Origin of the sequence: Corynebacterium halotolerans (assembly GCF_050107895.1) — a bacterium.
Classification (GTDB): domain Bacteria; phylum Actinomycetota; class Actinomycetes; order Mycobacteriales; family Mycobacteriaceae; genus Corynebacterium; species Corynebacterium halotolerans_B.
The window spans coordinates 22,863-49,293 of record NZ_JBNILW010000014.1; the positions used below are offsets into that span (position 1 = coordinate 22,863).

At 65.6% G+C, this 26,431-nt stretch carries 23 protein-coding genes and 1 pseudogene; 17 read left to right on the plus strand and 7 right to left on the minus strand.

Annotation, left to right across the window (positions count from 1 at the left end; all coding sequences use genetic code 11):
• Window positions 1-262: 262 nt before the first annotated feature.
• From ACQCVD_RS12685 to ACQCVD_RS12705, 5 genes and pseudogenes are all read left to right on the plus strand, one after another.
• A complete protein-coding gene (locus tag ACQCVD_RS12685) occupies window positions 263-1,507 on the plus strand; it encodes a CaiB/BaiF CoA transferase family protein (RefSeq protein WP_426824131.1) in 1,245 nt (414 codons plus the stop codon).
• Window positions 1,497-2,363, plus strand: coding sequence for a hydroxymethylglutaryl-CoA lyase (locus ACQCVD_RS12690; RefSeq protein ID WP_426824132.1), 867 nt, complete (start codon window positions 1,497-1,499; stop codon window positions 2,361-2,363). Before ACQCVD_RS12685 ends, ACQCVD_RS12690 begins: the two co-directional genes overlap by 11 nt.
• Before the next feature lie 86 nt (window positions 2,364-2,449).
• Entirely contained in the window at window positions 2,450-3,907 is a 1,458-nt protein-coding gene (locus ACQCVD_RS12695) for a 2-hydroxycarboxylate transporter family protein (RefSeq protein ID WP_426824133.1), read from the plus strand.
• A 723-nt stretch (window positions 3,908-4,630) separates the two neighbouring features.
• Window positions 4,631-5,314: a DsbA family oxidoreductase gene (locus tag ACQCVD_RS12700; protein WP_426824134.1), complete on the plus strand. Its 684-nt coding sequence runs from the start codon at window positions 4,631-4,633 to the stop codon at window positions 5,312-5,314.
• A 240-nt stretch (window positions 5,315-5,554) separates the two neighbouring features.
• Window positions 5,555-5,725: pseudogene (locus ACQCVD_RS12705) on the plus strand (alpha/beta hydrolase); the annotation flags it as partial.
• A gap of 7 nt (window positions 5,726-5,732) precedes the next feature.
• Here the strand turns inward: ACQCVD_RS12705 and ACQCVD_RS12710 are convergent.
• Complete coding sequence (locus tag ACQCVD_RS12710) at window positions 5,733-6,527, minus strand: SurA N-terminal domain-containing protein (protein WP_426824135.1); 795 nt, start codon at window positions 6,525-6,527, stop codon at window positions 5,733-5,735.
• Window positions 6,528-7,846: 1,319 nt separating this feature from the next.
• On the opposite strand from ACQCVD_RS12710, the gene ACQCVD_RS12715 reads away from it, so the two are divergent.
• Both ACQCVD_RS12715 and ACQCVD_RS12720 read left to right on the plus strand, forming a co-directional pair.
• Window positions 7,847-8,296, plus strand: a complete 450-nt coding sequence (locus ACQCVD_RS12715) for a helix-turn-helix domain-containing protein (RefSeq protein ID WP_426824136.1) — start codon at window positions 7,847-7,849, stop codon at window positions 8,294-8,296.
• Between the two features lie 82 nt (window positions 8,297-8,378).
• Window positions 8,379-8,846, plus strand: coding sequence for a PIN domain-containing protein (locus tag ACQCVD_RS12720; protein WP_426824203.1), 468 nt, complete (start codon window positions 8,379-8,381; stop codon window positions 8,844-8,846).
• A 488-nt stretch (window positions 8,847-9,334) separates the two neighbouring features.
• Here the strand turns inward: ACQCVD_RS12720 and ACQCVD_RS12725 are convergent, their stop codons facing one another.
• On the minus strand, window positions 9,335-10,525 hold the full coding sequence (locus ACQCVD_RS12725; protein WP_426824137.1) for a PucR family transcriptional regulator: 1,191 nt from the start codon (window positions 10,523-10,525) through the stop codon (window positions 9,335-9,337).
• A 142-nt stretch (window positions 10,526-10,667) separates the two neighbouring features.
• Between ACQCVD_RS12725 and ACQCVD_RS12730 the strand changes: the two genes are divergently transcribed.
• On the plus strand, window positions 10,668-11,897 hold the full coding sequence (locus ACQCVD_RS12730) for an FAD-dependent monooxygenase (RefSeq protein WP_426824138.1): 1,230 nt from the start codon (window positions 10,668-10,670) through the stop codon (window positions 11,895-11,897).
• A 28-nt stretch (window positions 11,898-11,925) separates the two neighbouring features.
• Here the strand turns inward: ACQCVD_RS12730 and ACQCVD_RS12735 are convergent, their stop codons facing one another.
• Window positions 11,926-13,374, minus strand: coding sequence for a tryptophan-rich sensory protein (locus tag ACQCVD_RS12735; protein WP_426824139.1), 1,449 nt, complete (start codon window positions 13,372-13,374; stop codon window positions 11,926-11,928).
• Between the two features lie 74 nt (window positions 13,375-13,448).
• Here ACQCVD_RS12735 and ACQCVD_RS12740 point away from each other — a divergent pair, with 74 nt between their 5' ends.
• Both ACQCVD_RS12740 and ACQCVD_RS12745 read left to right on the plus strand, forming a co-directional pair.
• On the plus strand, window positions 13,449-14,105 hold the full coding sequence (locus ACQCVD_RS12740; RefSeq protein ID WP_426824140.1) for a CPBP family glutamic-type intramembrane protease: 657 nt from the start codon (window positions 13,449-13,451) through the stop codon (window positions 14,103-14,105).
• Between the two features lie 44 nt (window positions 14,106-14,149).
• Window positions 14,150-14,827: an NAD(P)H-binding protein gene (locus ACQCVD_RS12745; RefSeq protein ID WP_426824141.1), complete on the plus strand. Its 678-nt coding sequence runs from the start codon at window positions 14,150-14,152 to the stop codon at window positions 14,825-14,827.
• 82 nt (window positions 14,828-14,909) lie between these two features.
• On the opposite strand, the gene ACQCVD_RS12750 is transcribed toward ACQCVD_RS12745, so the two are convergent.
• On the minus strand, window positions 14,910-16,682 hold the full coding sequence (locus ACQCVD_RS12750) for a penicillin-binding transpeptidase domain-containing protein (protein WP_426824142.1): 1,773 nt from the start codon (window positions 16,680-16,682) through the stop codon (window positions 14,910-14,912).
• 183 nt (window positions 16,683-16,865) lie between these two features.
• On the opposite strand from ACQCVD_RS12750, the gene ACQCVD_RS12755 reads away from it, so the two are divergent.
• Window positions 16,866-17,333 carry a PAS domain-containing protein gene (locus ACQCVD_RS12755; protein WP_426824143.1) on the plus strand — a complete coding sequence of 156 codons (468 nt, stop codon included), beginning with the start codon at window positions 16,866-16,868 and terminating at the stop codon, window positions 17,331-17,333.
• A gap of 87 nt (window positions 17,334-17,420) precedes the next feature.
• Here ACQCVD_RS12755 and ACQCVD_RS12760 read toward each other — a convergent pair whose 3' ends face one another.
• On the minus strand, window positions 17,421-17,609 hold the full coding sequence (locus ACQCVD_RS12760) for a tautomerase family protein (RefSeq protein ID WP_426824144.1): 189 nt from the start codon (window positions 17,607-17,609) through the stop codon (window positions 17,421-17,423).
• A gap of 209 nt (window positions 17,610-17,818) precedes the next feature.
• On the opposite strand from ACQCVD_RS12760, the gene ACQCVD_RS12765 reads away from it, so the two are divergent.
• The 3 genes from ACQCVD_RS12765 (at window position 17,819) to ACQCVD_RS12775 (ending at window position 21,088) form a co-directional block, all read left to right on the plus strand.
• Window positions 17,819-18,688, plus strand: a complete 870-nt coding sequence (locus tag ACQCVD_RS12765) for a polyphosphate polymerase domain-containing protein (RefSeq protein WP_426824145.1) — start codon at window positions 17,819-17,821, stop codon at window positions 18,686-18,688.
• Between the two features lie 63 nt (window positions 18,689-18,751).
• Window positions 18,752-19,468 carry a DUF4956 domain-containing protein gene (locus ACQCVD_RS12770; protein ID WP_426824146.1) on the plus strand — a complete coding sequence of 239 codons (717 nt, stop codon included), beginning with the start codon at window positions 18,752-18,754 and terminating at the stop codon, window positions 19,466-19,468.
• A 36-nt stretch (window positions 19,469-19,504) separates the two neighbouring features.
• Entirely contained in the window at window positions 19,505-21,088 is a 1,584-nt protein-coding gene (locus ACQCVD_RS12775) for a CotH kinase family protein (protein WP_426824204.1), read from the plus strand.
• A 214-nt stretch (window positions 21,089-21,302) separates the two neighbouring features.
• Here ACQCVD_RS12775 and ACQCVD_RS12780 read toward each other — a convergent pair whose 3' ends face one another.
• The gene (locus tag ACQCVD_RS12780) at window positions 21,303-21,848 is read right to left on the minus strand and encodes a CGNR zinc finger domain-containing protein (protein WP_426824147.1); all 546 of its coding nucleotides are present in this window, start codon (window positions 21,846-21,848) and stop codon (window positions 21,303-21,305) included.
• Window positions 21,849-22,000: 152 nt separating this feature from the next.
• Between ACQCVD_RS12780 and ACQCVD_RS12785 the strand changes: the two genes are divergently transcribed.
• Window positions 22,001-23,239, plus strand: coding sequence for a CynX/NimT family MFS transporter (locus tag ACQCVD_RS12785; protein WP_426824148.1), 1,239 nt, complete (start codon window positions 22,001-22,003; stop codon window positions 23,237-23,239).
• 87 nt (window positions 23,240-23,326) lie between these two features.
• Window positions 23,327-24,367, plus strand: coding sequence for a YdcF family protein (locus ACQCVD_RS12790; RefSeq protein ID WP_426824149.1), 1,041 nt, complete (start codon window positions 23,327-23,329; stop codon window positions 24,365-24,367).
• A gap of 131 nt (window positions 24,368-24,498) precedes the next feature.
• Here the strand turns inward: ACQCVD_RS12790 and ACQCVD_RS12795 are convergent, their stop codons facing one another.
• Window positions 24,499-25,515, minus strand: coding sequence for a DUF2382 domain-containing protein (locus tag ACQCVD_RS12795; protein WP_426824150.1), 1,017 nt, complete (start codon window positions 25,513-25,515; stop codon window positions 24,499-24,501).
• A gap of 615 nt (window positions 25,516-26,130) precedes the next feature.
• Here ACQCVD_RS12795 and ACQCVD_RS12800 point away from each other — a divergent pair.
• Complete coding sequence (locus ACQCVD_RS12800) at window positions 26,131-26,364, plus strand: hypothetical protein (RefSeq protein WP_426824151.1); 234 nt, start codon at window positions 26,131-26,133, stop codon at window positions 26,362-26,364.
• Window positions 26,365-26,431 lie beyond the last annotated feature (67 nt).

Here is a 26,431-nt window from a genome sequence, read left to right on the forward strand (position 1 = left end):
GCCAGCCGGATGTCGGTATGGGCCGAAACCAGCCTCGTCCTGCGGTGCGAGGTTCTTCTCTCAGGCGTCGGAGGGAAGTTCCAGTAGTTCAGGTCCAACTGTTGCGCATTGTCCTGTTCACTTCTGCACCCGCTCCAGCAGTCAGTCAGGGGTAAATGGCGAGCCCGGCAAAACTTTCTCCCGCCACCCCTTGACGTGGCTCACGGCACAGGAATAGGCTCCCAGTGGGTAATAGCACAACTACCACTGAATGGGAGTTATCATGTCGGAGATCGACATCAAGAACAACCCGGCCCCGCTGGAAGGCATCCGGGTTCTGGAACTGGGCAACTACATCGCCGCCCCCTTCGCCTCCCGGGTCTTCGGCGACTTCGGCGCGGACGTGATCAAGATCGAAAAGCCCGGCGGTGACGAGCTGCGCGACTGGCGCCGTCCCGTCGGTGACATCTCGATGCTGTTCCGCACCGTCGGGCGCAACAAGCGCTCCGTCGTCCTGGACCTGCGCAGCGAGGCCGGCATCGCCGCCGTGAAGAAGCTGATCGCCGCCTCCGACGTCGTCATCGAGAACTTCCGTCCCGGCACCATCGAGAAGTGGGGCATCGGCCCCGACGTCATCTCCGGACTGAACCCGGACGCCGTCCTGGTGCGTATCTCCGGCTACGGCCAGACCGGCCCCTACCGCAACCGCGCCGGTTTCGGCAGTGCCGCGGAGTCCTTCGCCGGTCTGCGCTACATCACCGGCGAGGCGGACCGCCCCGCCGCCCGTGCGGCAGCCAGCATGGCCGACACCGTCGCCGGTCTCTACGGCGTCATCGGTGCCCTGATGCTCATGCTGCAGCGTGCCCGTGGCGGAAAGTCCACGGCCCGGACCGTGGACATCGGACTGTATGAAGGCGTGTTCAGCCTGCTCGAGTCCCTGGTCCCGGAGTATGACGCCTACGGCATGGTCCGGCAGCGTTCCGGTGGCAAGCTGCCCGGTGTGGTGCCGATGGGTGCCTACCCGTGCGCCGATGACCTCGAGATCGTCATCGGCGGCAACGCCTCCTCCGTGTTCAAGCGCCTGATGCGCGCCATCGGCAGGGAGGATCTGGCCGCCGACGAGTCACTGACCACCGCCGAGGGCCGCCAGGCCCGCGAGGAGGAACTCAACTCCCTGATCACCGCCTGGACCAGGTCACTACCGCTGTCCGAGGCGCAGGCCATCCTCGATGAGGCCGGGGTTCCCGCCGGCCCGGTCTACGACGCCCCCTCCATCGCGGCCGACCCCCACTACCGGGCGCGCAACATGGTCGAGGAGCACCTCGTGGAGGTCGAGACCGGCGAGGAACCGCGCACGGTCCGTTTCCCCGGCGTCGTCCCGAACATCCCCGGTGCTGAGGGGAGCACCCGGTGGTTGGGCCCGGAGCTCGGTGAGCACACCGTAGAGGTGCTTCGCGGCGTCGCCGGTTACAGCGAGGATGATGCCCGCGCGATGGCGGAGCGAACGGAGGTCTCCCATGTTGGTTGAGATCACCGACGTCTTTCTCCGGGACGGTCTGCAGGATGAGCACGTCATCGTCTCAACGGCGGAGAAGCTGGCCATCGCTGCGGGCCTGCAGGAAGCGGGCGTCCGGCGCATGGAGGTCGCCTCCTTCGTGAATCCGAAAAAAGTTCCGCAGATGGCGGATGCCGCGGAACTCTTCGCCGCGAAACCGGACAACGCCGCCACCTGGACCGGGCTGGCCCTCAACCGGCGGGGCGTGGAGCGTGCGCTGGCGGCAGGGGGGGACGAGATCCAGGTGGTGACCTCCGCCAGCAACGCCCACAGCTCCGCCAACGCCGGCGCCTCCACCGAAGCGATGCTGACCAACCTCACGGACGCCATCAGGGACGCCGGTGTGGTGGCCAGCGAGCGCTTCTTCGCCGGGATCTCCACCGCCTTCACCTGTCCTTTCGAAGGCGTGATCCCCGCCGAACGGGTCGTTGACCTGGTGGGGGCGTTCCGCGACGCGGGCATCACCGAGATCGGCCTGGCTGACACGCTGGGCACCGCCGAACCGGCGCTCGTGCTCGACACCGTGCGCGCGGTCCAGTCAGAGGTTTCCGGCATCACCCTGTCCCTGCACCTGCACAACGCCCACGGCAGAGCCCTGGAGACCGTCACCGCCGCGGTGGACCAGGGAATCACACGGTTCGACGCCGCCCTGGCCGGTTTCGGTGGCTGCCCCTTCGCCCCCGGTGCCGCCGGCAACCTCGACACCCTGGAGCTGGTGCACCACCTCCACGCCCTGGGCCTGGACACGGGCATCGATGCCGGGGCCCTCGCTGACCTCTCCGACCGGGCCCGCGCCAGCGTCTCGGCGGCCCAACCCATCACTGTCTGATCCCCCCGGATGACCTCCCACGTACCGCCCTCCCCGATGTCAGGCTGGGGACGGCGCCACCACACCGGTTCACTAGGAGCCAAGCCATGACAACCCAAGACCACAAGACCACGTTGACCGACCTGGATGAACTGGGCCCGGACTCCGTTCGCTTCCCGCGGATCGGGGACCGCAACAACCCGGTCCGCCAGACCCTCGTCGAGAATCTGACCCCCAGTTCCTCCTCAGTAGGATCCACCCTCACGGACGCCAAGAGTGAGCCCTGGCGCCGGATCGCCGGTTTCCCGCCGATCTGGTTCGGTCTGCTGCTCGCGGTCGTGGCCATCGCCACCTTCACCGGAAGTCTCCCGGAGACCATGCTCGGCGGCTTCGCACTGACCATCGTCCTCGGCGGCCTGCTGATCTGGACCGGCAATCTCTTCCCCTATATCCGGGAGATGGGCCTGCCCACGATCCTGTGCACCTTCGGTCCCGCCACTCTCGTCTTCCTCGGGCTCTTCCCGGAACACGGGGTCACCGTGGCCTCCAACTTCGTGGATTCCCAAGGCTTCCTCGACTTCTTCGTCATCGCAGTCATCGTCGGCAGCGTCATCGGAATGCCCCGCGACCTGCTCATCCAGGCCGGCCCACGCTTCATCGCCCCACTGGTTGGTTGTCTGACCCTGACCTTCCTGGTGATCGGCCTGCTGGGCCTGCTCACCGGTTTCGGTGGTCTCGAGGCAATCCTGTTCATCGCCGCCCCGATCATGGCCGGCGGACTCGGCGTCGGCGCTGTCCCGATGTCAGAGATGTACGCCGCCCAAATGGGCGGTTCCTCCGCTGACTTCATGGGGGACTTGATGTCCGCGGTCGCCGTGGCCAATATCTTCTGCATCCTCATCGGCGGTGGCTACAACGCGCTGGGAAAGCTCAAGACGCAACCCTTCCAGGGATTCAACGGCTACGGTCAGCTGCTACGCGTCAATAAGAAGGGCCGGGACCTGATCATCCCGAAGCGTCCGGACCATGCGCTGCTGACCACTCTGGGTAAGGGGCTGGCCATCACCGCTGTCCTCTACGTGTTCGGCCAGTACCTGGGGGATGTCTTCCCCTTCCTCCACGCCTACGCCTGGACGATCATCCTCGCCCTGGTCCTGAACCTGAGTAACCAGCTGCCCAGGGAACTCACGGATGCGGCGACAGGTTGGGGCGACTACATCCAGTCCTATTTGGTCCCTGCACTACTGGTCGGAGTCTCACTGACCTACATCGACATCGGTGAAGTGCTCGCCGCCCTGCAGAACCCGGTGTTCATCCCGCTGACCATCGCCACCGTGGTGCTGGCCACCTTAACTTCCGGTGCCATCGGCTGGCTGGTGAAGATGAACTTCATCGAGGCCGCCATCACCCCTGGTCTGGTGATGGCGGATACCGGTGGCAGCGGTGATGTGGCAGTGCTCTCGGCAGCCAACCGGATGCACCTGATGCCCTTTGCCGCTCTGACGAACCGGGTCGGTGGGGTGCTGGTCCTCTTCGTCACCTCGGTCCTGACCGGTTTCCTTTAAGCACGGTTACCCACGCCAATCCGCTCCAGACCGGTGCCTGGAGCGGATTTTTCCTTGGACTGGGTCAGGACACGGGGGTGATAAGCGTCGGGCTCCGTGTGGAAGCCGCTGACCCGGCTGGTTTTCTATGGCGCGCTTGACGGTGAGGTGGACCGAACTGACCGGACCGCCGGTCAATGTCGTCGTTGGAATCGACTTGGTAGATCAGCTCATCAGAGACGGGACAGAACAGCTGGTCATACGCCTGATAGGCGCGAATGTCGACCGTGCCGTACGTGCCGACGTCGATTCGCGGGCCACCTCAATGCGTACCGGGTGGGTCGCCCCGTCTGGGTGCATGCGGGGGGAGTTGCTTGCGGATGCCACATCCTCCAAGGCACCGATGATCAGCGGGGGAACGGCTCGGGAAGCGGGAAAAGGTGCGTATCTGCCATGAAGAGCTGTACGGGAAACCTCCTCAGGAATTTCCCGATCTGATCAAACACTCTGGGAGTCTGAATCTCCGCTGCCTCAATGAGAAAGTGTCTCTGATCTGCGGGATGCTCCGCTGAATCACATTTCAGATGAAGTAACCAGTGGGAGGCGCCTGGCCCGGGAAAACGGTGGTAGTACGCCTCCTTTCAATTCATGCACCGGCGAGGAGCGGATTTTACTGGTTCTTCCGAGGTGCTCATTGTCAGCGCAGAACGTGACGTGGGTCCTGAATGCTGGAAGACTGGAGATATGACACAACCTCAGGTCTCCTCAGGCACCGTCGTCGCCTTCACTGATGTCATGTGCGGCTGGTCGACCCTCGCCTTCCATCGCTTCTACCAGGCCCGAGCGGCCGCCGGACTCGACGATCAGCTGACTCTGGATCCACAGTTGTTCCTGCTTGAGGACGTCAACCAGATGGCCCTCAACACCAAAACCATCGAAGGGGAAAAGCCGGTAATCGGTGCGCTGGCCGAAGAGCTCGATTTCAAACCGTGGCAGCGCGATCCGTCCGAGTATCCCGTGACGAGCCTGCCCGCCAACGAGGCGGTCCACGCCGCCAAAGAACAGTCCCCACGTGCTGTCGAGCAGCTTGACATGGCGCTGCGCATGGCATTCTGGCGCGAGAGCCGATGCATCAGCATGCGGCACGAGATTCTCGACATCGCAGCCGACTGCGACCAGGTGGATGTGGACCAGCTCCGGGATGCGCTGGATAACGGACGTGCGCGTGGGCCAATGATGCGTACGTATGAGACCTACCGCGAAAGCGTACAGGGAAGCCCGCACTTCTTCTTGCCGGACGGCAGCAGCGTGCACAACCCGGGCATCGAGATGCACCAGGTCGGCTCATCCGGAGCGGGGTTCCTCGTGGTTGACTCCGACAATCCTGATGTATACGCGGACCTGGTGCGACGAGCCGTGCAGGGATAGCCGCGCACCGTAACAGGACCCTCTTGTTTTTAGGGTGGTGGACACCCTGGCATCGTCTGCCTTACTGCCGGTCAGCCGAAACTTTCCGAAAATCACGCTGATCACGGCTTCCCTGGATCAAGGCATGCGCATTCCCGCTCATCAGGGGCGGGTCGTCTACCCGGACATTTTCCAACCGGTCTGGCGCCACCAGGCTGAACGGACGAATACGGATCAGCGCTCAGCGTTGAGTACGAGGTTCTAAGCGATGAAGCGGAGGCCTACGCTGAGCAGCTCGCCACCGCTGGCGTGGAGGTGGAGCGCAAGCGCCTGCCTGGTTTGATTCACGGCGTTTACCATGTGCCCGGTGCGGTGCCGCGCTGGATCGAGATGCACTGCGCTACCGCGGGCTTCCTCAAAAGCCACCTCTGACCTGAGGTCAGAGGTGCACCGTCACGTCCCCCTTTTCACGCAGATCCTCGACGAGCTTCTGAGTTGACTCCATCTGCTTCTGGTTGATTACCTGCTCTTCAACCTGTGGGCGCACCTCATCGAGCGGCGGAAGTTCCTGGGCACCTCCGGCCTGACCGCCCATCTGCTGCTGGGCCTCTGCCTCCTGGTAGGTGGCCTGGACCTCATCCTCGGTGGCTTCGAACTCCCCGAACTCGTCCGTGAGGAGATCCTCGATCACGATCTGCGACGAGATCTCGTCCCTCATGGCGGTTTCATCCATGCCCTGTTCTTCGTTGGCTGCGATGAACTCGTCAGGGCTCATCTGATTGGTTTCGGCGTACTCCGCGAGTTTCTGCTCGGCGTCTTCGTCCGACGCCTCGATACCCCGGTTATCCGCCTCCTGCGCGAGGAGCTCGTTACCGACCAAGCCTTCGGCAGTCATATTCTTCAGCTGATCCTGGTCAACTTCCTGGCCTGACATCTGCGACTGCATGGCCATCTGCTGGAACTGGACTTCGTAGACTGTGGTGAAGTCTTCCTTCGAGATCTCGGTTCCGTTCACCTCAGCGACAACGTCCGGAACGCTGTCGAGGTCAGGCTCTGGCATGTCCGCCTGGCCGGCATCACCACCGGGATCCTGCCCGCCAGCTTCTGCAGCCGCCTGCTCTTGTTGTCCTTCAACTCCACTGCCGCCCTCACCTTCGGTGACGGCGCTACAGCCCGAGAGAATCAAAACGGATCCTGCCACAGCGGCTCCGAGGCGCCACTTAGCTTTCAGCACACTATCTCCTGTCTTTTGGGAACTGGGCCGCGATGCTACACCCTGGAGCTGTGCTCGCAATATGAGTGAGCTGGCGATAAGCGCCTGCCCTGGTTGTCGGCCCACGCAGAGCAATTTCCCGCAGAACCGCATCCAGGACCTCCGGTCGGGACGAGGGATCGTTTTCCCACCAGCAGCGGGTAGGTAGCTTGAGCTGCGGGCATTCTACTGAATGCCTTCCTGGCGACGCTGCCGTCAACAACCCGGGAGCTTGACGGTCACCCTGGCTCTTTCGGCCACAGGCGGCACGATCTTGCGGAGTCCGTCCGGAATTAGGGCCGAGAGGAAAGCTGCTGGTAATGCGTGGTTCCTTGCGGGCCAGCGAGCCGAAGGCCACTGAAAAGAATTCCTCGTGGTGGGGACGGGCGCGGATGCTACTTTTCGTGCTGATAACCTGCGCGTCCACCGGTACTCACCGGCTCGCGCGAGTGGAAGATCCTGCAAGGGCAGTTTTCCCTGGCAGGATTCGGCAGCTAGTGTCCTGCGCCGTTAATTCGTTTCAAGTACCTCGCGATGGACTCGAGGATCTCTCGGACGGGTTTGGTCCAGATGAACGGCTGCGGTTCTCATGCCACGCCACCACCGAAATTGCGTAGGCCTTTTTCCAGTGCCTACACACTCCGGCGGTCGGAGCGTTGTAGGAGATCCCGCGTGACTTCCCCGAAGAGCCTTTCGACCTGGTTGATCCAGGATGAGTAGGTCGGGGTGAAGTGCATGTGGAACCGGGATGTTCTCCCAACCAGGTCTGGATAGAGGGGTGCTTGTGCGTGGCGTAGTTGTCACAGACCACATGGACCTCGAGGTGTTCCGGCACGGTCCTGTCGATCTTGATCAGGAATTTCTTGAACGCGACGGAACGGGGCTTGCGGTGGATCGAGGAAATCACCGTACCGTCGGCGACATTCATCGCCGCGAACAGGGCCGTCGTGCCGTGCCGGACATAATCGTGCGAGCGCCGCTCAGGAATGCTCGGCATCAGAGGAAGCGCTGGCTGGGATCGTTGTAGTGCCTGTGCCTGGCTTTTCTCGTCGACTGACAATACGACGGCGGATTCCGGCGGGTTCAGGTGCAACCCGGCAATGTCATAGTCTTTTTTGCCAAAGAAGAGGTCGTTGGAAAGCTTGAACCCCTCCTCCCGGTGGGGCTTGAGCCTGAAGGTCGTTCTGGTTCGGCCGCAAGCTTCATTTTCACTGTTTGTGCGGCGCTTGAAGGTGCGCTCCGGAAGTGCATGACCCTCAGAGGTCGTTTCGGTTATTTCGTTTAGAGGATATAGTGGCGATATGGCACACCTCAAGGACACTAACGGCACCGATACCGCCGCCACCGTTCGTGAAGCACTTCGGCGTCTCAATCATGTTCTTGATGGCGACCCCCAGCAGGATGTCGTGGAGGTTGCTGTGGAGCGTTCCGAGGAGACAATCCGCCTTCCCCGAGACGTCGCGGTCGTACTTCGGGAGATCCTGGTGAATGCGGCGGCCGGCAAATCGGTCGGCGTGATACCGACGCATGCTGAACTGACTACCCAGCAGGCCGCCGACCTTCTCAACGTCTCTCGCCCCCATGTCATCAAGCTCATGAATGACGGTGTCTTGCCGGGACATAAGGTCGGCACCCACCGGCGGATCTACGCCTCTGACGTGCAGGCCTACAAGCACCAGCGAGACATCGGCGGACGCATCGCCGCGGATGATCTCACCGCCCTGACTGAGGAGATGGGGCTTTACGAGTGAGCGGGTTCACCGTCGTTCTTGATGCCAATGTGCTCTACCCTGACGTGCTCCGGACATCCTCATCAGACTCGCTGGCACCGGGATTTTCCACGCCCGTTGGACCGAGAAGATCCTGGACGAGGTATTCCGAAACCTCCAGAAAAACCGTCCCGACCTTGAACCTAAGAAGCTGCAGAGAACCCGGGCACTGATGTGCAAGGCCGTGGATGACTGCTTGGTAACCGGTTATGGCGACCTCATTGACTCCTTGTCGCTGCCGGATCCTGATGATCGTCATGTCCTGGCCGCTGTCATCAGATGTGGTGCCCAGGTGATCGTCACCGAGAACAAGCAGGATTTTCCCCAGGAGGTGATGGACCAGTACGGCATTGAGATACAGGGAGCTGATGAGTTCCTCTGCGATCAGATTGATCTGTTCGGGCCTCGGGTACATCAGGCCGTGACGTATGCGACGGCGGCCTTTAAACGCCCGCCCAGAACGATCGATGATGTGCTGGACGCTCTGGCGAAGTCCGGGGCTCCTGCAGCGGCAGGGCTGCTACGGCGATAAAGAGCTGCTCACCTGACCTGCTTGCAGGGGAAAAGTGCTGTCCCACTAGCCGGCAGAACAGAGGAAGCAGTTCCATCGAACTTATCGTGGACGTTTCTGCCCATGACACGGTGTCTCATATTCTCGGTTTCACGGGCCTGATCCCTGTTTAGCGGGCACGTTGACTCTGGCACGGAATGGGCCGGAGAATGCGAGAGACCACGATGCCGGAGAACCCCTATACCCTTGATTTCCGGGGCGGATGCGGCCCGGCTTTACGAGACCAGCGAGGGCCCCTCCTTTACCTCGATCGCTGAGGACCTCAGGATCGGGTGGGCCGTGTTGAAGGACTGGGTCTACGCCGACCACAGAAATCGCGGGGCGCAGCCCACGGCTGACACCGGGGGTCCTACCGACGAGCTGCTGCGGCTGCGCAAGGAAAATCAGCCCCTGCGGTATGGCTCAAAACAGCAGATCATGGTGTGGGACAACCCGCCCAGTTTTACGGGTCAACTCCGCGGAGCTGACTTGCCGGGCCGGGGGACCAGCCCGGCAAGTCGGGCCATCCGTAGTCCGGTGTGCAGGTCCCTGCGGAAGACGCCGTCATTGAGATCACCTGCGAGGATGCTGCGCAGCTTGTCCAACCGGTAGTACAGCGTCGAGCGATGGATGCGAAGCAAACGCGCGGTTCGTGCGGCGTCACCTCCAGCGACCAGGTAGGTCTCCAGGGTGGTCAAAAGGTCCGGGGAGTCGACTGCAGCCAGCAGATCCCTGGTGGACGGCGGAAGATCCGCCATCCGGAAGTGTTCCAGCGGTAGTCGGGCCAACGTCCCGTCCAGTCCCATGCCCTCCCAGGTGCTGACGGTCTCGTGGTCGTCCGGGGCCAGCCAGGTGGCCCGCCACGCCAGACGCGCCTGCTCAAAGGAGCGGTGTACCTCATCCAGGGGAACCACGGGTCCGATCCCGGCCTGTACCGGGGTCACCGCCGGGTCCTTAAGGATGCGGGTGAGGCGGGCAGCCACCACCGGCCGGGGGAAGACCAGTACGCCGACCTGCTCCTCCAACACTCCGCCGACGACGGTTGCCGTCGAGGTCTCCCGCACAAAACGCAGGGTGCGTGACACCGCGTGGGCGGTCCTTTCATGGTCCAGGGGAGTGGCTCCACGGGGATCCACCCCGAGCGCCACGGCGCAGTAGCTCTCGGACGTGCTCAGTAACCGTTCGGTGATGAGTGCCTCGGCCGCGGCATCACGCTCTCCGGCGCTCCCGGTGACCAGGTCGGCGGTGAGCTGATAGGTGCGTGCCGCGCGGTCAGCTACATCATGTTGCCGGGCCGCGAGCAGCTCGCCCAGGTGGGCGGCAGTCTCCTCAAGGGCGGGGTCAGGACCGTGTTCCGGGTCGGTGTCGTTCCAGGGGAGGACCACATGGCCGACGATGCGACGCCGGGCGTCGAGCAGCCGCAGGAACAACATCGTGCCGATTTCCGGGAGCGTAATGACGGCGTGCGACGATTTCGCGGTGTGCGGCCGGGGCCAGGAGCCGCTGTGGGTCAGTATGTGGAACAACCGCCTGCGATCCGCCGGGGTCTCATGGATCGAGTAGGCCACCACCTGCATGACGTGGTCGATCACCACCAGGCGCCGGTCCAGGGTCTCGGACAGATCCTGCACCGCGTCATCGAGTTCGGGGAGTCGGTCCATGCCGCTCACCATAGCCGGATGCGACAGACTGTCGGAATATTCGGCAGGGACTTGGCACAGAATGCCGGTGTTTTGTGGAGCAGATCACTTCTAGTCTTTGTGGCAGAGATCCGCACTCACCCTGACCTGGAGGCAAGACGCCATGACATCCTCGTTCACCACACGTTCCGGCACCCGCATTGCGATCGTGGGGGCCGGTATCGGCGGCCTCACCCTGGCCGCTGAGCTGCGCCGCCGCGGTCTGAATCCGCAGATCTATGAACAGGCTGCTGAACTGCGCGAGGTTGGCGCGGCCGTGGCGCTGTCGGCCAACGCCACCCGCTTCCTGCGCGACCGCCTCGGTATCGGGGAACAGCTGGCGGAGAAGGCCGCCGACGTCGACGGCCTCATCTTCCGGGATGGCCGGGACGGTCGCGTCATCGGCCGTGTGTCCTCACGCCGGGACTATCACGGGCGTGCCGGGGCACCCTACTACGGTGTCCACCGGGCGGATCTGCAGCAGATGCTGAAGCAGGCGGTGGGGGAGGGGGCCCTGCACCTGAACAAGAAGTGCGTGCGGGTCGAGGACGGGGAGCGGTCAGCCGTCCTGCACTTCGCCGACGGCGACACCGTCGAGGCTGACCTGGTCATCGGCGCTGATGGGGTGCGTTCGCGGCTGCGTCGGGAACTGCTGGGCTATGACGACGCGCAGTTCTCCGGCTGCCACGGCTGGCGCGGGATCGTGGCGCCGGAGCAGACGCCCTCCCTGCCTGATCCCGAAGCCATCCAGTTCTGGATGGGACCTGGCGGCCACCTCCTGCACTATCCCATCGGCAGCGGCGAACAGAACTTTCTGCTGGTGCGCCGGCACGACGGCCCGTGGGCCGAGAAATCCTGGGTCACCCCCGCCGAGGAGAACGAGCACCTGGCGGCCTTCGAGGGCTGGGCCCCGGCGGTCCGGGAGATGATCGGCGCAGCCCCGGCGGCGGAACGTTGGGCGCTGTTCCACCGCCCTCCGCTGCAGCAGTGGAGCCGGGGCCGCATCACGCTGCTTGGCGACGCCGCCCACGCCATGGTCCCCCACCACGGGCAGGGGGCCAACCAGTCCATCGAGGACGCCATCGTGCTGGCCGACTGCCTGATCGACGGACTCGAGCAGGGCACCGGTTGGGACGCCGCCCGTCAGCGTTACCAGGATCTCCGGGCCGACCGGGTGCGACGGGTGCAGATCACTTCACTGGCCACCGCGGACGTGCTGCACCTGCCCGACGGCCCCGCGGCGGAGGCCCGCAACGCCCGGCTGGGCGCCGCCGATGCGTGGGACCGCTACCTGGGGTGGATTCACGAGCATGTCGCTGATCAGGTGCCGCAGCCGGTGGGCGCCGTGGGGTGACCGGCCCGCCCCGGAGATGCTGCCGGTACTACCGCGTACGGTTCCGCCACGCGATCGCGGTGCTCAGCGCCGTCGCAAAGCTGGTCCAGGCGGCGTAGGGGGACAGTAGGACGCCCCGCTGCGGGGAGGACTTCCCCGCCCGCCGGACCAGATCTGCGGAGCTGACCGCCAGCGCCGCTGCTCCAGCGGCGGCCACCCAGGGTCGGCGCGCCCGGAAGAACAGACCGGACCATCCCGCATTGAGCACCAGATTCGTCCCCAGGGCGGCCCAGTCCGGGACTGCGGACCCCCGCTTTTTCTCTTCCGCATCAGCGATGACCAGGGCCGAGACGACCGCGATGTCCACGTACAGCGCCGTCCACGCGAGTGGGAAGGCGAGCTTCGGTGGCTGCCAGGCCGGCTTGTCCAGTTTCCGGTACCAGGAGTTCTCCGGGTCGGTCAGGGCCGTTCCCACTGCCGCCGTCGCAGCAACCGCGGACCCGGTCTTCAGGAGCGTGTGGCGCCACCGCCGGGTGTGCAACCCGGCGGTGGCCGCGCGGACGGCCTCCTCGAAGCTCTGGTTCCCGCCTTCGGGCTGGCCCACCAGTTCCTCCAGGTCGCGCTCCTTGACCACCGTGTCGGCCAGCACGCTGCCGATCAACGGGGCAGCCACCTTCGCTGGCACGGGCGTCACCAGGGACATCCACTGGGCCGCGAGTTTCGGGGTGACCACCGGCAGCGTGAACACCAGGCGCGGCGGCAGGCCCACTGCCTGGGCGTAGCGGCTCATCATCTCCCCGTAGGCCAGGGTGTCCGGACCCCCGATGTCGAAGGTCCGGTTCACCTCCCGCGGTAGGTCGGCGGCGGCCGCGAGGTAGTGCACGGCGTCGCGGATGCTGATGGGGGTGATCCGGTTGTTGATCCACGAGGGCCCGAACGCCCCCGGCAGGCGCTCGGCGAGGTGGCGCAGCATGGTGAAGGACTTCGAACCGTCACCGAGCACCACCCCCGCCTGGAGCGCGGCCGTCGGCACGCCCGAGTCCAGCAGTACCTCGCCCACCTCCCGGCGGGAGGCCAGGTGCTCCGAGAGCTCCTCATCATCAGGATGCAGTCCGCCGAGGTAGACGATCCGCGAGACGTCCTGCTCCCGGGCAGCGGCGGCGAAGGCCTGGGCCATCTGCTGTTCCTTCTCCCGGAAGTCCGGCCCCGAGCCCATGGAATGCAGCAGGTACCAGGCGGCGTCCACGTCCGTCAGGGCGCGGCGCAGGTCGTCGCCGTCACCGGCGTCTCCCTCGAAGACCTCCACCTGCCCGGATTGTGCCGGACCATTCGTCACATACGGGTGCCAGGGGGCTTTCGCCGCCTTGTCCCGGCTGCGGGACAGGGCACGCACGGCCCAGCCCTCCCGGACCAGCTTCTCGATGATCTGGCTGCCGATGTAACCGGTCGCGCCGGTCACCAGCGCTAAGCGGCTGTTCTCTGCCGTGTCGTGGACCATGCTCGCCTCCGTGTGACGTGGATTTTTGCGCCAGTGTAGGCCCGTCCGGCAGTCGGCGTGCCATGCTTGGGGCCATGACGGCACCGAAGCAGAACCGCCGGCGGCAGCCATCCCTCGCGGTGACGGTGGCCGCCCCGCTGGTGTTGACCGTGGGGCTGCTGCTCACGGCGGCCCTGGCGCAGAACGGATCGATCCTGTTCTACGCCACCACGTTCGGCGCCGCCGCGGTCCTGTTCGGGGCGTGGGCGCTGTTCGGGGATCACGCCAGGTCCTTCCCCCGCGACCGGTTGTGGCCCGGACTGGCCCGCGGGGTAGTCGTCGGGTTGGGGCTGTTGGCGGTGTTCGTGCTGGGCGCGTTCGTGCTGCGGCAGATCCCGGTGTTGGCGATGCCGGTCCAGGACCTGATGAGCAACGTCGTGCTCGGCGGCGCCACGGTCACCCTGGCCACCACGTTGCTCAACGGGGTAGGGGAGGAGCTGTTCTTCCGCAACACCGTGGTGTCCCGGTTGCGGGCGAGGGGACTGGCGGAGAAATGGGTGTTCGGGCTCGCGATGGGGGCCTATCTGGTGGCCACCTGCGCACTCCTGGTGCCGCTGCTGCCGCTGGCCGGGCTCGTGTTGGGGGTGGTCGCGCACGTCGAGGCGGAACGCACCGGTGCCTTGTACTCGCCGGTGGTGCTGCACCTGGTGTGGAGTACGGGTCTGTTCTTCGTGCTGCCGGTGGTGCTCTGACCGGCGCTGCTGCCGCAGGGGCGGAAAGCCGTAGGCTCGGGGCCATGAACCACCCCGTGAATCACAGGAAGGTCCTGATCATCGGCGGCCACGGCCAGGTCGCCCTGCTCACCATCCCGCGTCTGATCGAATCCGGACATGAGGTCACCGGTCTGATCCGCCAGCGCGAGCACCAGGCCGACCTCGAAGCTCTCGGCGCGACCGCGCTGATCAAGGACGCCACCGAACTCACCGTCACCGAGTGGGGACAACTCATGGCGCGTTTCGACGTCGTGGTCTGGGCGGCCGGCAACGGCGGCCGGGCGGGCCCGGAGGTCACCACCGCCGTGGACCGGGATGCCGCGGCCGCCTCCGTGGCGGCCGCCGCCGGGCTCGGTGAGAACGCCCCGCGTTACCTCATGGTCTCCTTCGCTGGCTCGCTGGACATTGAGCTGGAGCCGGAGGCGGCGCTCTACGTCTATGCCGAGGCGAAGAAGTATGTGGACCGGAAGTTGCTGGCCACCACGGGTCTGGAGTATCTGATCCTGGCGCCCTGCGTACTCACCACGGATCCCGCAGACGGGATCGAGGTCATCCCGAATGATCCGCGCTCGGCGTTTCAGGACACCACCTCCCGTGACCTGGTGGCGGCGGTGATCACGGAGATGGTCGGACGGGATGCGTTCCCGAATGACAAGATCCTGGCGTTCCGGGACGGTGGGGAACCGGTGCACGAGTTGTAGTGCGCAGCGTGCGGCATCTCTGCCGGGGAAACTGAAAGAACCACGCCACTGCCGCCCCAGCCCCTCTCACCCCGGTTGCTTGCTACTGCCACTCGGCCAGCGTCTCGTCGCGCAGGAACTGGCCGGTGGTGGACACTGCCGGGGAGGAGGAGTCCGCGCCGGCGATGAAGGTGGCGAAGGCCAGGTCCCCCTGGATACCGGCGAACCAGCCGTGGGAGGGCTCCCCGCCGCCGACTTCCGCGGTACCGGTCTTGCCGCCCAGTCCCTCGATGTCGCTGAGGCTGCTGGCGGTACCGGAGTTGACGGTCTCATTCATCATGTCCCGGATCGCCTGCACCACGGCCTGGTCCACGGGTTCCGGTTGCTGATCGGCCTTCGTCTCCGCGCCCTGGATCACGGACGGGGAGATCATCCGCCCGTTGTTGCCCAGCGAGGCCTCCATGACCGCCAGGCCGAAGGGGGAGGCCAGCACCTCGCCCTGGCCGATGGCGGCCTCCACACGGGCCGCGCCGGGTTCGGTCTCCGGGACGGAGCCGGTCACGCTGGTCATGCCGGGTGCCTCGAAGTCCACGCCGAGTCCGAGCCGGGTGGCCATGTTCTTCATGTCCGCCGGTTCCAGCTCCTGGGAGATGAAGCCCTGGGTGGTGTTGCAGGACTGGGCGAAGGCCTCGGTCAGGGAGACCTCGCCGAGTTCGAAGTCATTGTCATTGGGGATAACGCGGCCATCGATCTCCGCTGAGGCGGGGCAGGACACGGTGGAGTCGGGGGTCACGGTGCCGCGCTCCAGGGCCGCGGCGGTGGTCACCGTCTTGAAGGTCGAGCCCGGCGGGTAGAGCCCGGTCAGGGAGATCGAGCCGAGCTGGTCGGCGGCGTCGTTCTGCGCCACCGCGATCACCCCGCCGGTGGACGGGCTGATGGCGACGATCGTCGCAGGTTCGGACACCGCGTCGACGGCCCGGTTGGCGGCGGTCTGCACCCCCAGGTCCAGGGTGGTGCGGAGCGCCTCCGTATCCTTCGGCGCGACCTGGCCGAACACCGCCTCCCCGGCCTCGGAGGTGGCACCCAGGGTCCAGCCGGCGTCGGCGGTGATCTGCTCGTTCCAGTACTCGCGCAGGCCCGCGTCGAGCGGGGAAGCGGCCTCCCGGTTGGGGCCGAGCATCTGGCCCTCCTCGCGGAACCCCAGGCCGTCGATGGCCTCCAGGTCCTCCCTGACCTGTGCGAAGTCCTCCTCGCGCAGGGTGTACAGGCCCACCGCGGAGCCGTCACCGGCCTCAATCTGGGCGGTCACGGACTCGGCCGTGGCGTCCGGTACCACCGGCTGCACGGCCGCGGCGATCTGCGCGGCCCGGTCGGCCAGTTCCGGCCCGGCGGACACGATGGTGACCGGCGTCCAGCTGAGCACGTCGGTGCCGTTCTTGTCGGTCACCGGCACGGTGACGTCCCTGTCATCGGAGTACCGGAAGGTGGCGTCCCCGGCCAGGGCGGCGTCGAAGACGCGCTCGTCCCAGGCCATCACCCCACTGTCCTGCTCGGCGACGCTCGCCGTGCCGGTGGTTTCCACCGTCTCACCGTTGGGCACCGTCCAGGTGGCGGTGACCTCGGTGATCCCGTCCTCGGTGTCGCCGGCGGCCAGTTCCACGCGGGTGTCACCGATGCCGGAGCGCAGCTGCTCCAGGTCCGCGGTGGCCCGTTCCGGGTTGTCGCTGAGCCCGGCGGCGGTGGCGTCGTCACCGGCGTTGAAGGCCGCGATGAACTCGTCCACGGCGCTATCGGTCCAGGGGACGGTGCAGCCGGACAGCACCAGCCCCGTGACGGCGGCTATGGCAGAGACACGGACGGCGGAGCGGGTTTTCATGGTGTCCGACCTTAGGCCGCAGCGGGATGCGGCACCACTGTTCCGGGTGAATTCGAAGCAGCTTTTCAGCATTGGATGACCGCGGGGTACGGGCACCAGATATTTACCGGATACTTCCGGTGAAATAGCGGAGTGGGCGTGTTTCAATGAAGGGTGACCCACCCGAGCAAGGAGATGAACCACATGAACGCCACCCCCGGCGGCGCCGACGCCGGTTTCTTCCAGGAGACCGCAGCCCGCATCATCGCCGATACCACGCTGGACGCCGTGATCTACGCCGACCGGAACGGCGTGATCCGGTTGTGGAACGACGCCGCCGAGGACCTCTTCGGCCACAGCGCAGAGCAGGCCATCGGCCAGTCCCTGGACCTGATCATCCCGGAGAAGCACCGCGGGGCGCACTGGACCGGTTGGGACCGGGTGATGGAGTCGGGAAAGACCCGTTACGGACATGAACCGCTCGCCGCGCCGGGCGTCACGGCCGCGGGGGAGCGGGTCTCCCTGGAGTTCTCCATCACCATGCTCAAAGACGCCGAGGGCCAGATCGAGGGCATCGCCGCGATCCTGCGGGACGTGTCGAAGCGCTGGGAGGCGGAGCGCGAGATGCGCAAGGAACTCCGGGAGCTGAAGGGCCAGCTCAAGAAGGACTGAGCCAGCCGGCTCCTGCTTGCCGACGCCCCGCCCACCCACGGCCCCGGTCTCCCGGACCGTGGGTCAGCATGACTGTGACAGTCTTGGTCAGTCCTGTTCGCTCTTCAGGCGGTCTCCCACCGCGAAGTGATTCGGTGGCACCGTATTGACCATCACGCGTACCGAGGACAACGGGGCCTCGAGGGTGCGGGCGGCGGTCTGGGCGACCTCGCGGATGAAGTTCTCCACCACGGCGTCGTCCCGACCTTCCACGAGGGTGACCTGGATGATGGGCATGCGCTGCTCCTTAGCTGTTGCGGGTGATACCGATACTAATGGCATGTCTACAGGGGAGGCTTCCGCAGCTAGCGGTGAGTTAACCCGGTGGAAATGTGCTGTTTCCCCGGAGTTTTCCAGTTTCCTCCGCCGATAATCACATTCAACTCTCACCGACACCGCAGTGTAACCCGGGTTTTTCGGCAGGTGGGCGGTGTTAGCTCAGTGATGTGAACAGCACATCCCTGACTACACAAGCGAGGCGGCCTACGGCATCCGCTCGCGCCACATCCACCGGGCCGGCCGCCGAGGCCGCCCCGCACCGATTCAACCGGTACGAGATCAAGTACCTCGTCGCCGAAGCGGACGTTCCGGCTCTCCGCGTGGAACTCAGCAGCCGGTTGGCCACCGACCCCCTGGCGCCGGAGGGCGGCTACCGGGTGGAATCGCTTTACTTCGATTCCCCGGACCTGCGCTTCTACCGCGAGAAGATCGAGGGGTTGAAATTCCGCCGCAAACTGCGCATCCGCCGCTACGGCGACGGGCCAGTTGCCGAGGAAGAGCCTGTGTCCATCGAGATCAAGCAGCGGGTCAACCGGGTCACCCAGAAACGGCGCCTGGACCTTGGTTTCACTGACGCGCTCGCGCTCTGCGACTCCACCGGCGATGCCACGGGACACGCGGTGGATACCGCCGAACTGATCGAGTCCCTGCCGGAACGCGATCACGCCCTGATCCGGGAGATCGCCTCTTTCGTGGCCGTCAACCGGCTCCGGCCGATCGCCACCACCACCTACCGCCGCGAGGCCTTCGTGGGTGCCGACGCGGAGGCCGGCGCGCGAGTGACCATCGATCACGGCGTCGCGGGCCGGGACCGGGACTTCTTGCTGGGTAACCCGACCGCGGAGGATCGTCCGACGGTGGATCCGCAGCTGGCCGTCGTGGAAATCAAGGTGGACGAGCGGGTGCCGTTCTGGTTGACGGATCTGACCGCTCAACAGGGCATGGCCGTGATCCGGATGTCCAAGTACTGCCAGACCATCGAGGCCTTCGACCTGCGGCCGGCCTCCGCCACGGGGGCGGTACAGCAGATCATCTGAGCCACCCCCAATCCCCCGAACCTCTGTGCCCGCATAAAACTCCCTCGCACTGAAAGAACCATCGTGACCGATTTTGATTTCTCCACCATCCTGGACTTCCAGGACCTCTCCGGCACTTTCTCGGTGACCGACGTCCTGCTTTCCCTGCTCCTGTCGTTCGTGCTCACCAGCATTGTCGGCGTGGTCTACCAGAAGACCCACCGCCATATCTCTTACAGCCAGTCCTTCGTCCAGACCCTCGTGCTGGTCGGCATGGTCATCGCCGTGATCATGCTGGTGGTCGGCTCGAATATCGCCCGAGCCTTCGCCCTGGTCGGCGCTCTGTCCGTGATCCGCTTCCGTAACGCGGTCAAGGAGACCCGTGATGTCGGCTTCCTCTTCCTGGCCATGGCCATCGGCATGACCTGCGGTACCCGCTTCTACGTGCTGGCGATCGCCGCCACCGCCGTGATCTGTGTGGTCCTGCTCCTGATGTACCGCTTCGACTGGTTCCGCGCGAACGTCCAGCGCCAGGTGATCAAGGTCCAAGTGCCCGCCGACGGCACCGCGGACAGCGGCGAAAGCTACGCCGAGCTGGTGGAGAAGATCCTCGCTGCTCACTGCACCTCCTTCGAGCTGATCTCCGCGGAATCCGTGCGGGGCGGCGCGTTGACCGAATTCTCCTACACCGCGCAGATGCGCAGCAGCACCAAACCGCATGAACTGGTCGCCGCTCTGCGCGAGATCAACTACGGCCAGAAGGCCAGCGTGCTCACCGGCCACGACCAGACGGACGTGTGATCTCCCGTGCCGATCTACCGTTCCGCGAAATGGCGGATGAACCGCCGTCTGCTGTTCGGCTCCGCCGCCGTGGTGATCGCCGTCGGCGGGGTGGCCGGTGGCACCCAGGTGGTGCCCTATATCTCCTCCTCGGAGATCGCCGCCTCCGCTGGCGCCACCATCCCAACCGTCGACCTGGGAGAGGGAAGCACCGACCTCTTTGACGACGCCGCCACCCACGAGGTCTCCCTGGACATCGACCAGACTGCTCTGGACGAACTGTTGAGTACCTACCAGGAGGACGGCGAGAAGACCTGGGTCCGCGCCACCATCACCATCGACGGTGTCACCATCGAGGACGTCGGCGTGCGCCTGAAGGGCAACTCCACCCTGCGTGCTCTGTCCGGCTCCGAGGGACAGATGCCCGGTGGCATGCCCGGCGGCGGGGAGCAGCAGGGACAGCCCGCCATGGGTGATGAGGCCGCGACCTCGGCGGCCGAAGATACGGCAACCGGTGCCGCCCAACCGGCAGGCATGGAACTACCCGGGGGTGGAGGCATGGATGTCGGCATCGATGAGTCGGATCCGGCCACCTACCCACTGCTGATCAGTTTCGACCACTATGTCGAGGGCCGGGTCTACCAGGGTCGGAGCGAGCTCTCCCTCCGCCCGGGCACGCCTTCGCTGAACGAGGCCACAGCGTTGTCGTTGACCGCGGCCACCGGCCAACCCACGCAGGATTTCGGCTATGTCACCTACTCCGTCAACGACAGCGCCACCACCACCCGGCTGGTCCTGGAGAACCCGGACGAGAACTACGCCGCGGAACTGGGCAACGGCATCCTCTACAAGGCGGACGCCACCAGCAGCTTCACCTACCAGGGGGAGGACCAGACCGAGTACGAAGGCCAGTTCAACCAGGTCAACGACGAAGGTTCCGGGGATCTGCAGCCGATCATCAACCTGCTGAAATGGCTGGACGAGGCCAGCGACGAGGAATTCGCCGCGGAGCTCGGTGACCACGTGGACGTGGAGAGTTTCGCCCGTTACGTGGCCACCCAGAATCTGCTGATGAACCAGGACGACATGGCTGGCCCAGGCAAGAACTACTACCTCTGGTACGACTACGACACCGGGCTGATCAGCGTGGTGTCCTGGGATCTGAACATGACGATGTCCGGCGCCACGGACACCGCCCCGACGGACAGCGTGTCCATGAGCGGCGGCATGCCGGGTGACGGTGCCCCGGGACAGCAGGATGAAACTGCCACTCAAAGCATGACCCCGCCGGAGGGCATGACCCCGCCGGACCAGGCGCAGCGCCCGGCCAGCGGGGAACTGCCTGAGGGGATGGTGATTCCTGGTCAGGACGGGGGCGGCGGCATGATGGGCGGAAACGAGCTCAAGGAGCGGTTCCTGGCCGATGACGCCTTCGTGGAGCTCTACCAGGGGGTTTACTGGGAGCTGTACGACCAGGTCTACAGCTCCGGTGCTGCGACGGCGACCATTGATCAGCTGGCCGCCAGCATCCCGGTCACTGATGGGTTGCCCGCGGAGGAGCTGTCTGTCGAGGTCGAGCAGCTGCGTACCTGGACCGCCCAGCGCAGTGAGGCGCTCGAGGTCCAGCGCGACTCGGTCTGAGCTCCGCACTGGCTGTGGCTTCCGTTACCTTGTGGACCTCCCCATAATGGGGAGGCCACAAGGTAACGGGGAAAGGTGCTGCCGGTCAACGTGAAGGGCGCAATCGGCGCGTTGGTGACGACGCTGAGGATTCCGTGGCGGGTGGCGCGTGGGTCGAGGTCGAGGCCGCCGGTGACACCACCCCGGTCGAGAACTAGGGGCGCCGGTGCAGGACTCAGCCGTGCCGGCGGCGGAAGGCCCGGGCGTGGGTGCGGCCACTGCAGTTGCGGCCGTCGCAGAAGCGCTTCGAGCGGTTGCGGGTCTGGTCCAGGAAGAAACGCCGGCAGTCCTCCGCCTGGCACACTCCGAGGCGGGTGAAACCATCAGTGACCAGGTGTTCCATGAGGCCTATGGCCATCTGGGCGGCCAGGTGCTCGGGGAAGCGGACCCCCTCGACGTACCAGTCGATGTGCCAGTCGATCCCGTCGTGCCGACGCAACCGCGGTAGTGCTGGAGCACGTTCGATCAGGTTATTCAGCTGGACCGCCGCCACCTCCAGCTCCTCGGCGCTCAGGGCCGCGGTGATGGCGGCCCTGATGCGGCGCACCGGCGGCAGGTCCGCCTCGGTGATCTCGGTTCCCAGAAGCATGTGGGCGTCGGCGAAGCGGCGCAGGGCGAGTGCATCGGGGAGTTCGTCCACCCCGCCGCTGCGGGTCGGGCCCGTGTTGGCCAGGTCCACCGCGATCTCCACTCCGGTGACGGGCGAATGTCCTAATTCCACGTTGACCCCTTATCTGCGGCTGACTAGGTTGGTGGACGCATAAGGTGCTAACCGCGACTTTACTCCTTCGCTGGAGATGATGTTCCGGCGAAGGGTGTGCGGATGACGGCCCTTTTCCTGTCCACCCTGTATTTTCCTCCCCGAGGTAGGCCATGACCAGTAACCGGCTCGACCACTCCCGGCCGGCTCCTGCCGCCAACGTTCACCGGCCCGGACTGGTGCTGACCCTGCTCGGAGTATTCTTCGTCGCGATCAACCTGCGCCCGGCGATCAACTCGGTGGGCTTCGTGCTGCCGGAGATCCGCTCGGACCTGGCGCTGGGCGCCACCGCCGGCGGAATGCTGACCACGGTGCCGCTGCTGGCCTTCGTGTGCTTTTCCATGCAGGCGCCGGCCTGGGGCAGGCGCTTCGGCATGGGGCGTCTGATCTTCGCCTCCCTGATTCTCCTGGCGGTGGGATTCGCGATCCGCATGATTCCGCACGCCGCCATGCTCTTCACCGGTATGGCGGTGGTGGGGCTGGCGATCACGGTGGGCAATGTGCTGCTGCCGGCCTACATCAAGGCCCGCTACCCGGATCGGGTGGGCGTGCTGATGGGGGTGTACACGGTCTGCCTTTCCCTGGGGCCCGCGGTGGCGGCGGCCGGGACACTGCCGGTGGCGCAGGCCACTGGCTCCTGGCGCATCGCCCTGTTGAGTTGGGCGATCCTGTTGGTGGCGGCGATCCCGCTGTGGCTGCCACAGCTGCGCACGCCGCCCGTCACCGGCGGGGCGGCCCCGGGGCGGGCGGCCAACTTCCGGCACCTGTGGTTCAACCCGCTGGCCTGGGCGGTGACGGTCTACTTCGCGGTGATGTCGCTGTTGTTCTACACGGTCAACAGCTGGTTGCCCACAATCCTCGCGGACGGGAACTCCTCCGCGGAACTGGGCAGCCGGATCCTCTCGGTGGTCAACTTCACCGCCATCCCCTTCACTCTGGCGGTCTCGATCCTGGTGAACCGGACGCGGGCCCAGAGGTGGGCCACGGTGACCGGTTCGGTGGGCTTCGCCGTTGGGCTGGCCGGCATCATCTACGCCCCCAGCTCCACGTGGCTGCTCTGGGCCCTGGTCTTCGGCACCGGGCTGGGCTTTTCCACCGGCGTGGCTTTCTCGCTCCTGGTGCTGCGCACCGCCACTGCGGACGGCACCGCAGCGTTGGGTGGGATGTCACAGACCGCGGGCTACACCTTGTCGGCGCTCGGCCCCGTGGGCGCCGGAGCGTTACGGGACCTCACGGGCAGCTGGGACGTCGTCATCTGGGTGTTCCTCACCCTGTTGGCTCTCCAGGCGGTTGCCGGAGTTATCGCCGGGGCCAACCGCACCATCAGCGAGCCGGCTCCGCACCGCGTCTGAGTCCGGGTCCGCCTGATAACCCCCGGTAGCCGTAGATCGCACCTATACTGATTGAGTTCGAGCCACTGCCGAGCTCTGGAGTCTCCCGTGACACTGACCCCGCTGACCCTGATGTTCGCCTTTGCCCTGGTGCTACTCGCGGCCGGGGTGGTTGCCTTCCTCCGGGACCGCCGACGGGTGGGTCCTGCGGCGCTGACGCTGGTGGGCTCGGGGGTTGCGGGATTGAGCGGCCTGGTCTGGGCGGCGGACAGCGGTCTCTTCGGTACGCTGCCGCAGATCCTGCTCGTGCTGATCCTGCTCGTGCTCGCCCTCGGTTACCCGGTGCTCACGCTGTTTCTTCTGGTCAACGGCTTAGCCATGGTCCGGCGTGAGTCCCACAGCCTGGGCAACCTCCTGTCGCTGCTGCTCGGCATCATCCTGGCCACGTGGATTCTGGTCCCGGTGCTGCTGGCCGCGCTGCACTCACCCGATGCGCTGCTCTTCGTGGTTAACGCCCTCGGCGCGGGCTACGGCTTCATCCTCAGTGAGTACTTCCTGGTTTTTCTGGTGGCGGCTGTCGCCTACCGCGGCGTTCCCACCCGACTGCGGGCCAGCCACGTGATCATTCTCGGGGCGGGGTTGATCGGGGAAAAGGTGCCTCCGCTCCTGGCCTCCCGAATCGACCAGGCCATAGCGCTGGCCGACGCCCAGCATCCACCGGCGGTGCTCGTGCCCAGCGGCGGAAAGGGCAGTGATGAACTTCTTCCGGAGGGCACAGCCATGGCCCGCTACATGCGGGACAAGGGCGTCGACCCTGCCCGCATCCTCGTGGAGGACGCTTCCCGCACCACCCGGGAGAACCTCATCTACAGCCTGGCTCTGCTACCTGAGGAGGCCCCGGGGCACCGACGGGACATCGTGGTGGTGACCAGTGACTACCAGGTGTTCCGAGCGGCACTGCTCACCCGGGAACTGGGGGTCCCGGCGCAGGTGGTGGGGGCGAAGACAGCGTTCTACTACGTCCCCAGCGCCTTCCTCCGCGAGTTCGTGGCGGTGCTGCGCCAACACCTGCGTTTCGCTCTGGTGCTGCCCGTCTCGTGGGCCGTGTTGGTCCTCGGCGCGGTGGTCGTCCACCTGCTCCAGGGATGAGTTGGGACGGTGGTGGACCCCGCTCCCCGGGCCACAGAAAACCGCTTATCGACGCCGCCGGGGTTTCCGGGGCGTCGATAAGCGGTGTGTCAGGCGCGTCCCGCAGTCAGGAAGCTGGGGCGCTTACCGTGTCAGCGGTCCTTGCGGCCGGGGCGGTCGGTGCGGTCGTTCAGGCCCTCGGCCTCGATCTCCTCGCGGGCCACATCCTCGGTGACGCGCTCGGTGTCGCGCACGGTGTCCTTGTCCAGCCTGACCTTCTCCACCGGCACGGACTCCTTGTCCACGTTCACCCGCTCCTCGTGCAGGGTCACGGAGGCCTCGTCCTCGACCAGGTCGCGGTCGCGGTCGGTCACCTCATTGGGGTCCACCGGAGTGCGTTCCACGTGGACCTCCTCGCGTTCGACGGGCACGTCCACCGTCTCGGTGTCGTGCACGATGTGCTTGCGCAGGCGCACCTTTCCGGTGGTCTCCCGGTCCTTGGACACCCGCAGCTGTTCCTCGGAGCGGGTCAGCTCGCCGCCCTCGTCGGTGTCACCGACGGGGTTGCGGCCGCGGGGGGTCTGGCCGACGTCGCCGGCGCGGACGTTCGGGCCCGGGGCATCAGTGGCGTGTCCGGCGGCATGATCCATGCGGCTGTCGTCGGCATAGGCGGAGGGATCGGCCACGGGATCGGGCTCTCCGGCCGCGTCGGTGGCCTGGGGGTAACGTCCCGTGGTCTCGCGGGCGCCGGCGGCACCTGCCAGACCCGCGGTACCTGCGGTTCCGGGGGCGGCACTGCGGTCCTCGGCAGCGCGGTGGTCAGAGGGGTCGGTGTAGGTCTCGGTGTTCTCGGTGCTCTCCAGCCCGTAGTGGTGGTAGAGCGTCTCCAGCTGCGTGGGATCCAGGTGCTCATCGGCATCCAGGTTCGGCGCATCCTTGATGCGGTCCTTCGGGAATGCCAGCTGCAGCTCATCGCCGTTGAGACGGTGGCCGCGCAGCGGAACCAGGCTGGAGCTCATGCCGAACAGGCCGTGGCCCACCTCAACGAAGTCAGGCTGACCCGTGGTGTCATTGATGTAGACCTCCTTGACGGAGCCCAACTTGTCGTTGTCGCTGTCGAAGGCGGTGGCGTTGCTCAGATCGTTGATATTACGGGTGTTCGGGGTCATGTCCTTCACCTTTCTCGGATCTTCGTCGTGCATGTCCATCTAGCTTCTGTCGACTCCGGCCTGCCGAGGTCATATGCGGTAAGTGTCTCGGCGGCGACCGGATGACTCCGACGGTAGGGGGGACGAATGGGAAAAACCTGTGGATTGACTGATCCGGAACTGGTTGTCGTTTTTCCTTGAAACCTGACGAGAACGAAGTAGAATGTGCCATTTTCCTGACGGTGACATCCTGGTCTCCGCCGCCCTTTTTCGTGGTGGCGCCGGCGCTGTCGGGAACATCGATGGAGGATACGGGGCTTTCCAGGGGTTTCAGGGAGAGGCGTGCGGGTGCGCGGAGGGGCGTAGAGCCATCTCCTGGGGGCACGGGAAGACGACCGGAGATGCGAAAGTGAGACGCAGAACACATAAAAAGTGGTTTATGTCACACCGGCTGACTTTGTGGGAACCAGTGGTTGAAGCGGTCGTCGGTGAAGATGCGGGTCCGGGGCATTTCCTGCTTCAGCTGGAGAAAGCTGCCGGGGAGGTGGGCCAGGCTGGTCTGTCGCCGCGGCCGACGGACCAACCTCGACGCGCCTAGACTGGGCCGCACATCCGACGAGGAAAGGAACGGCAGCAATGAGTGACGAAAACGACCACAACACCACCGGCGTCGATGAAGAGCAGATCGGGGCCCCGCGCCCCACGGACCGCTCCCGGGACCGCGACCCGGACAAGGACACCGAGAACACCTCGGGTCCCTCAGGTCAGGGCGGTAAACACCGGGAAACCGAAAACCCCCACCCGGCGGACGGCTCGGGAATCGCCGACTCCGAGGGTGCGACCCAGAACGAGCCGGGTCCTAACACCTGAGTCGGACCGGGCAGCTTGCCTGGGTAATGCAGTAGGCGTGCGGCGGACAGGAAGCCCCTGTCCGCCG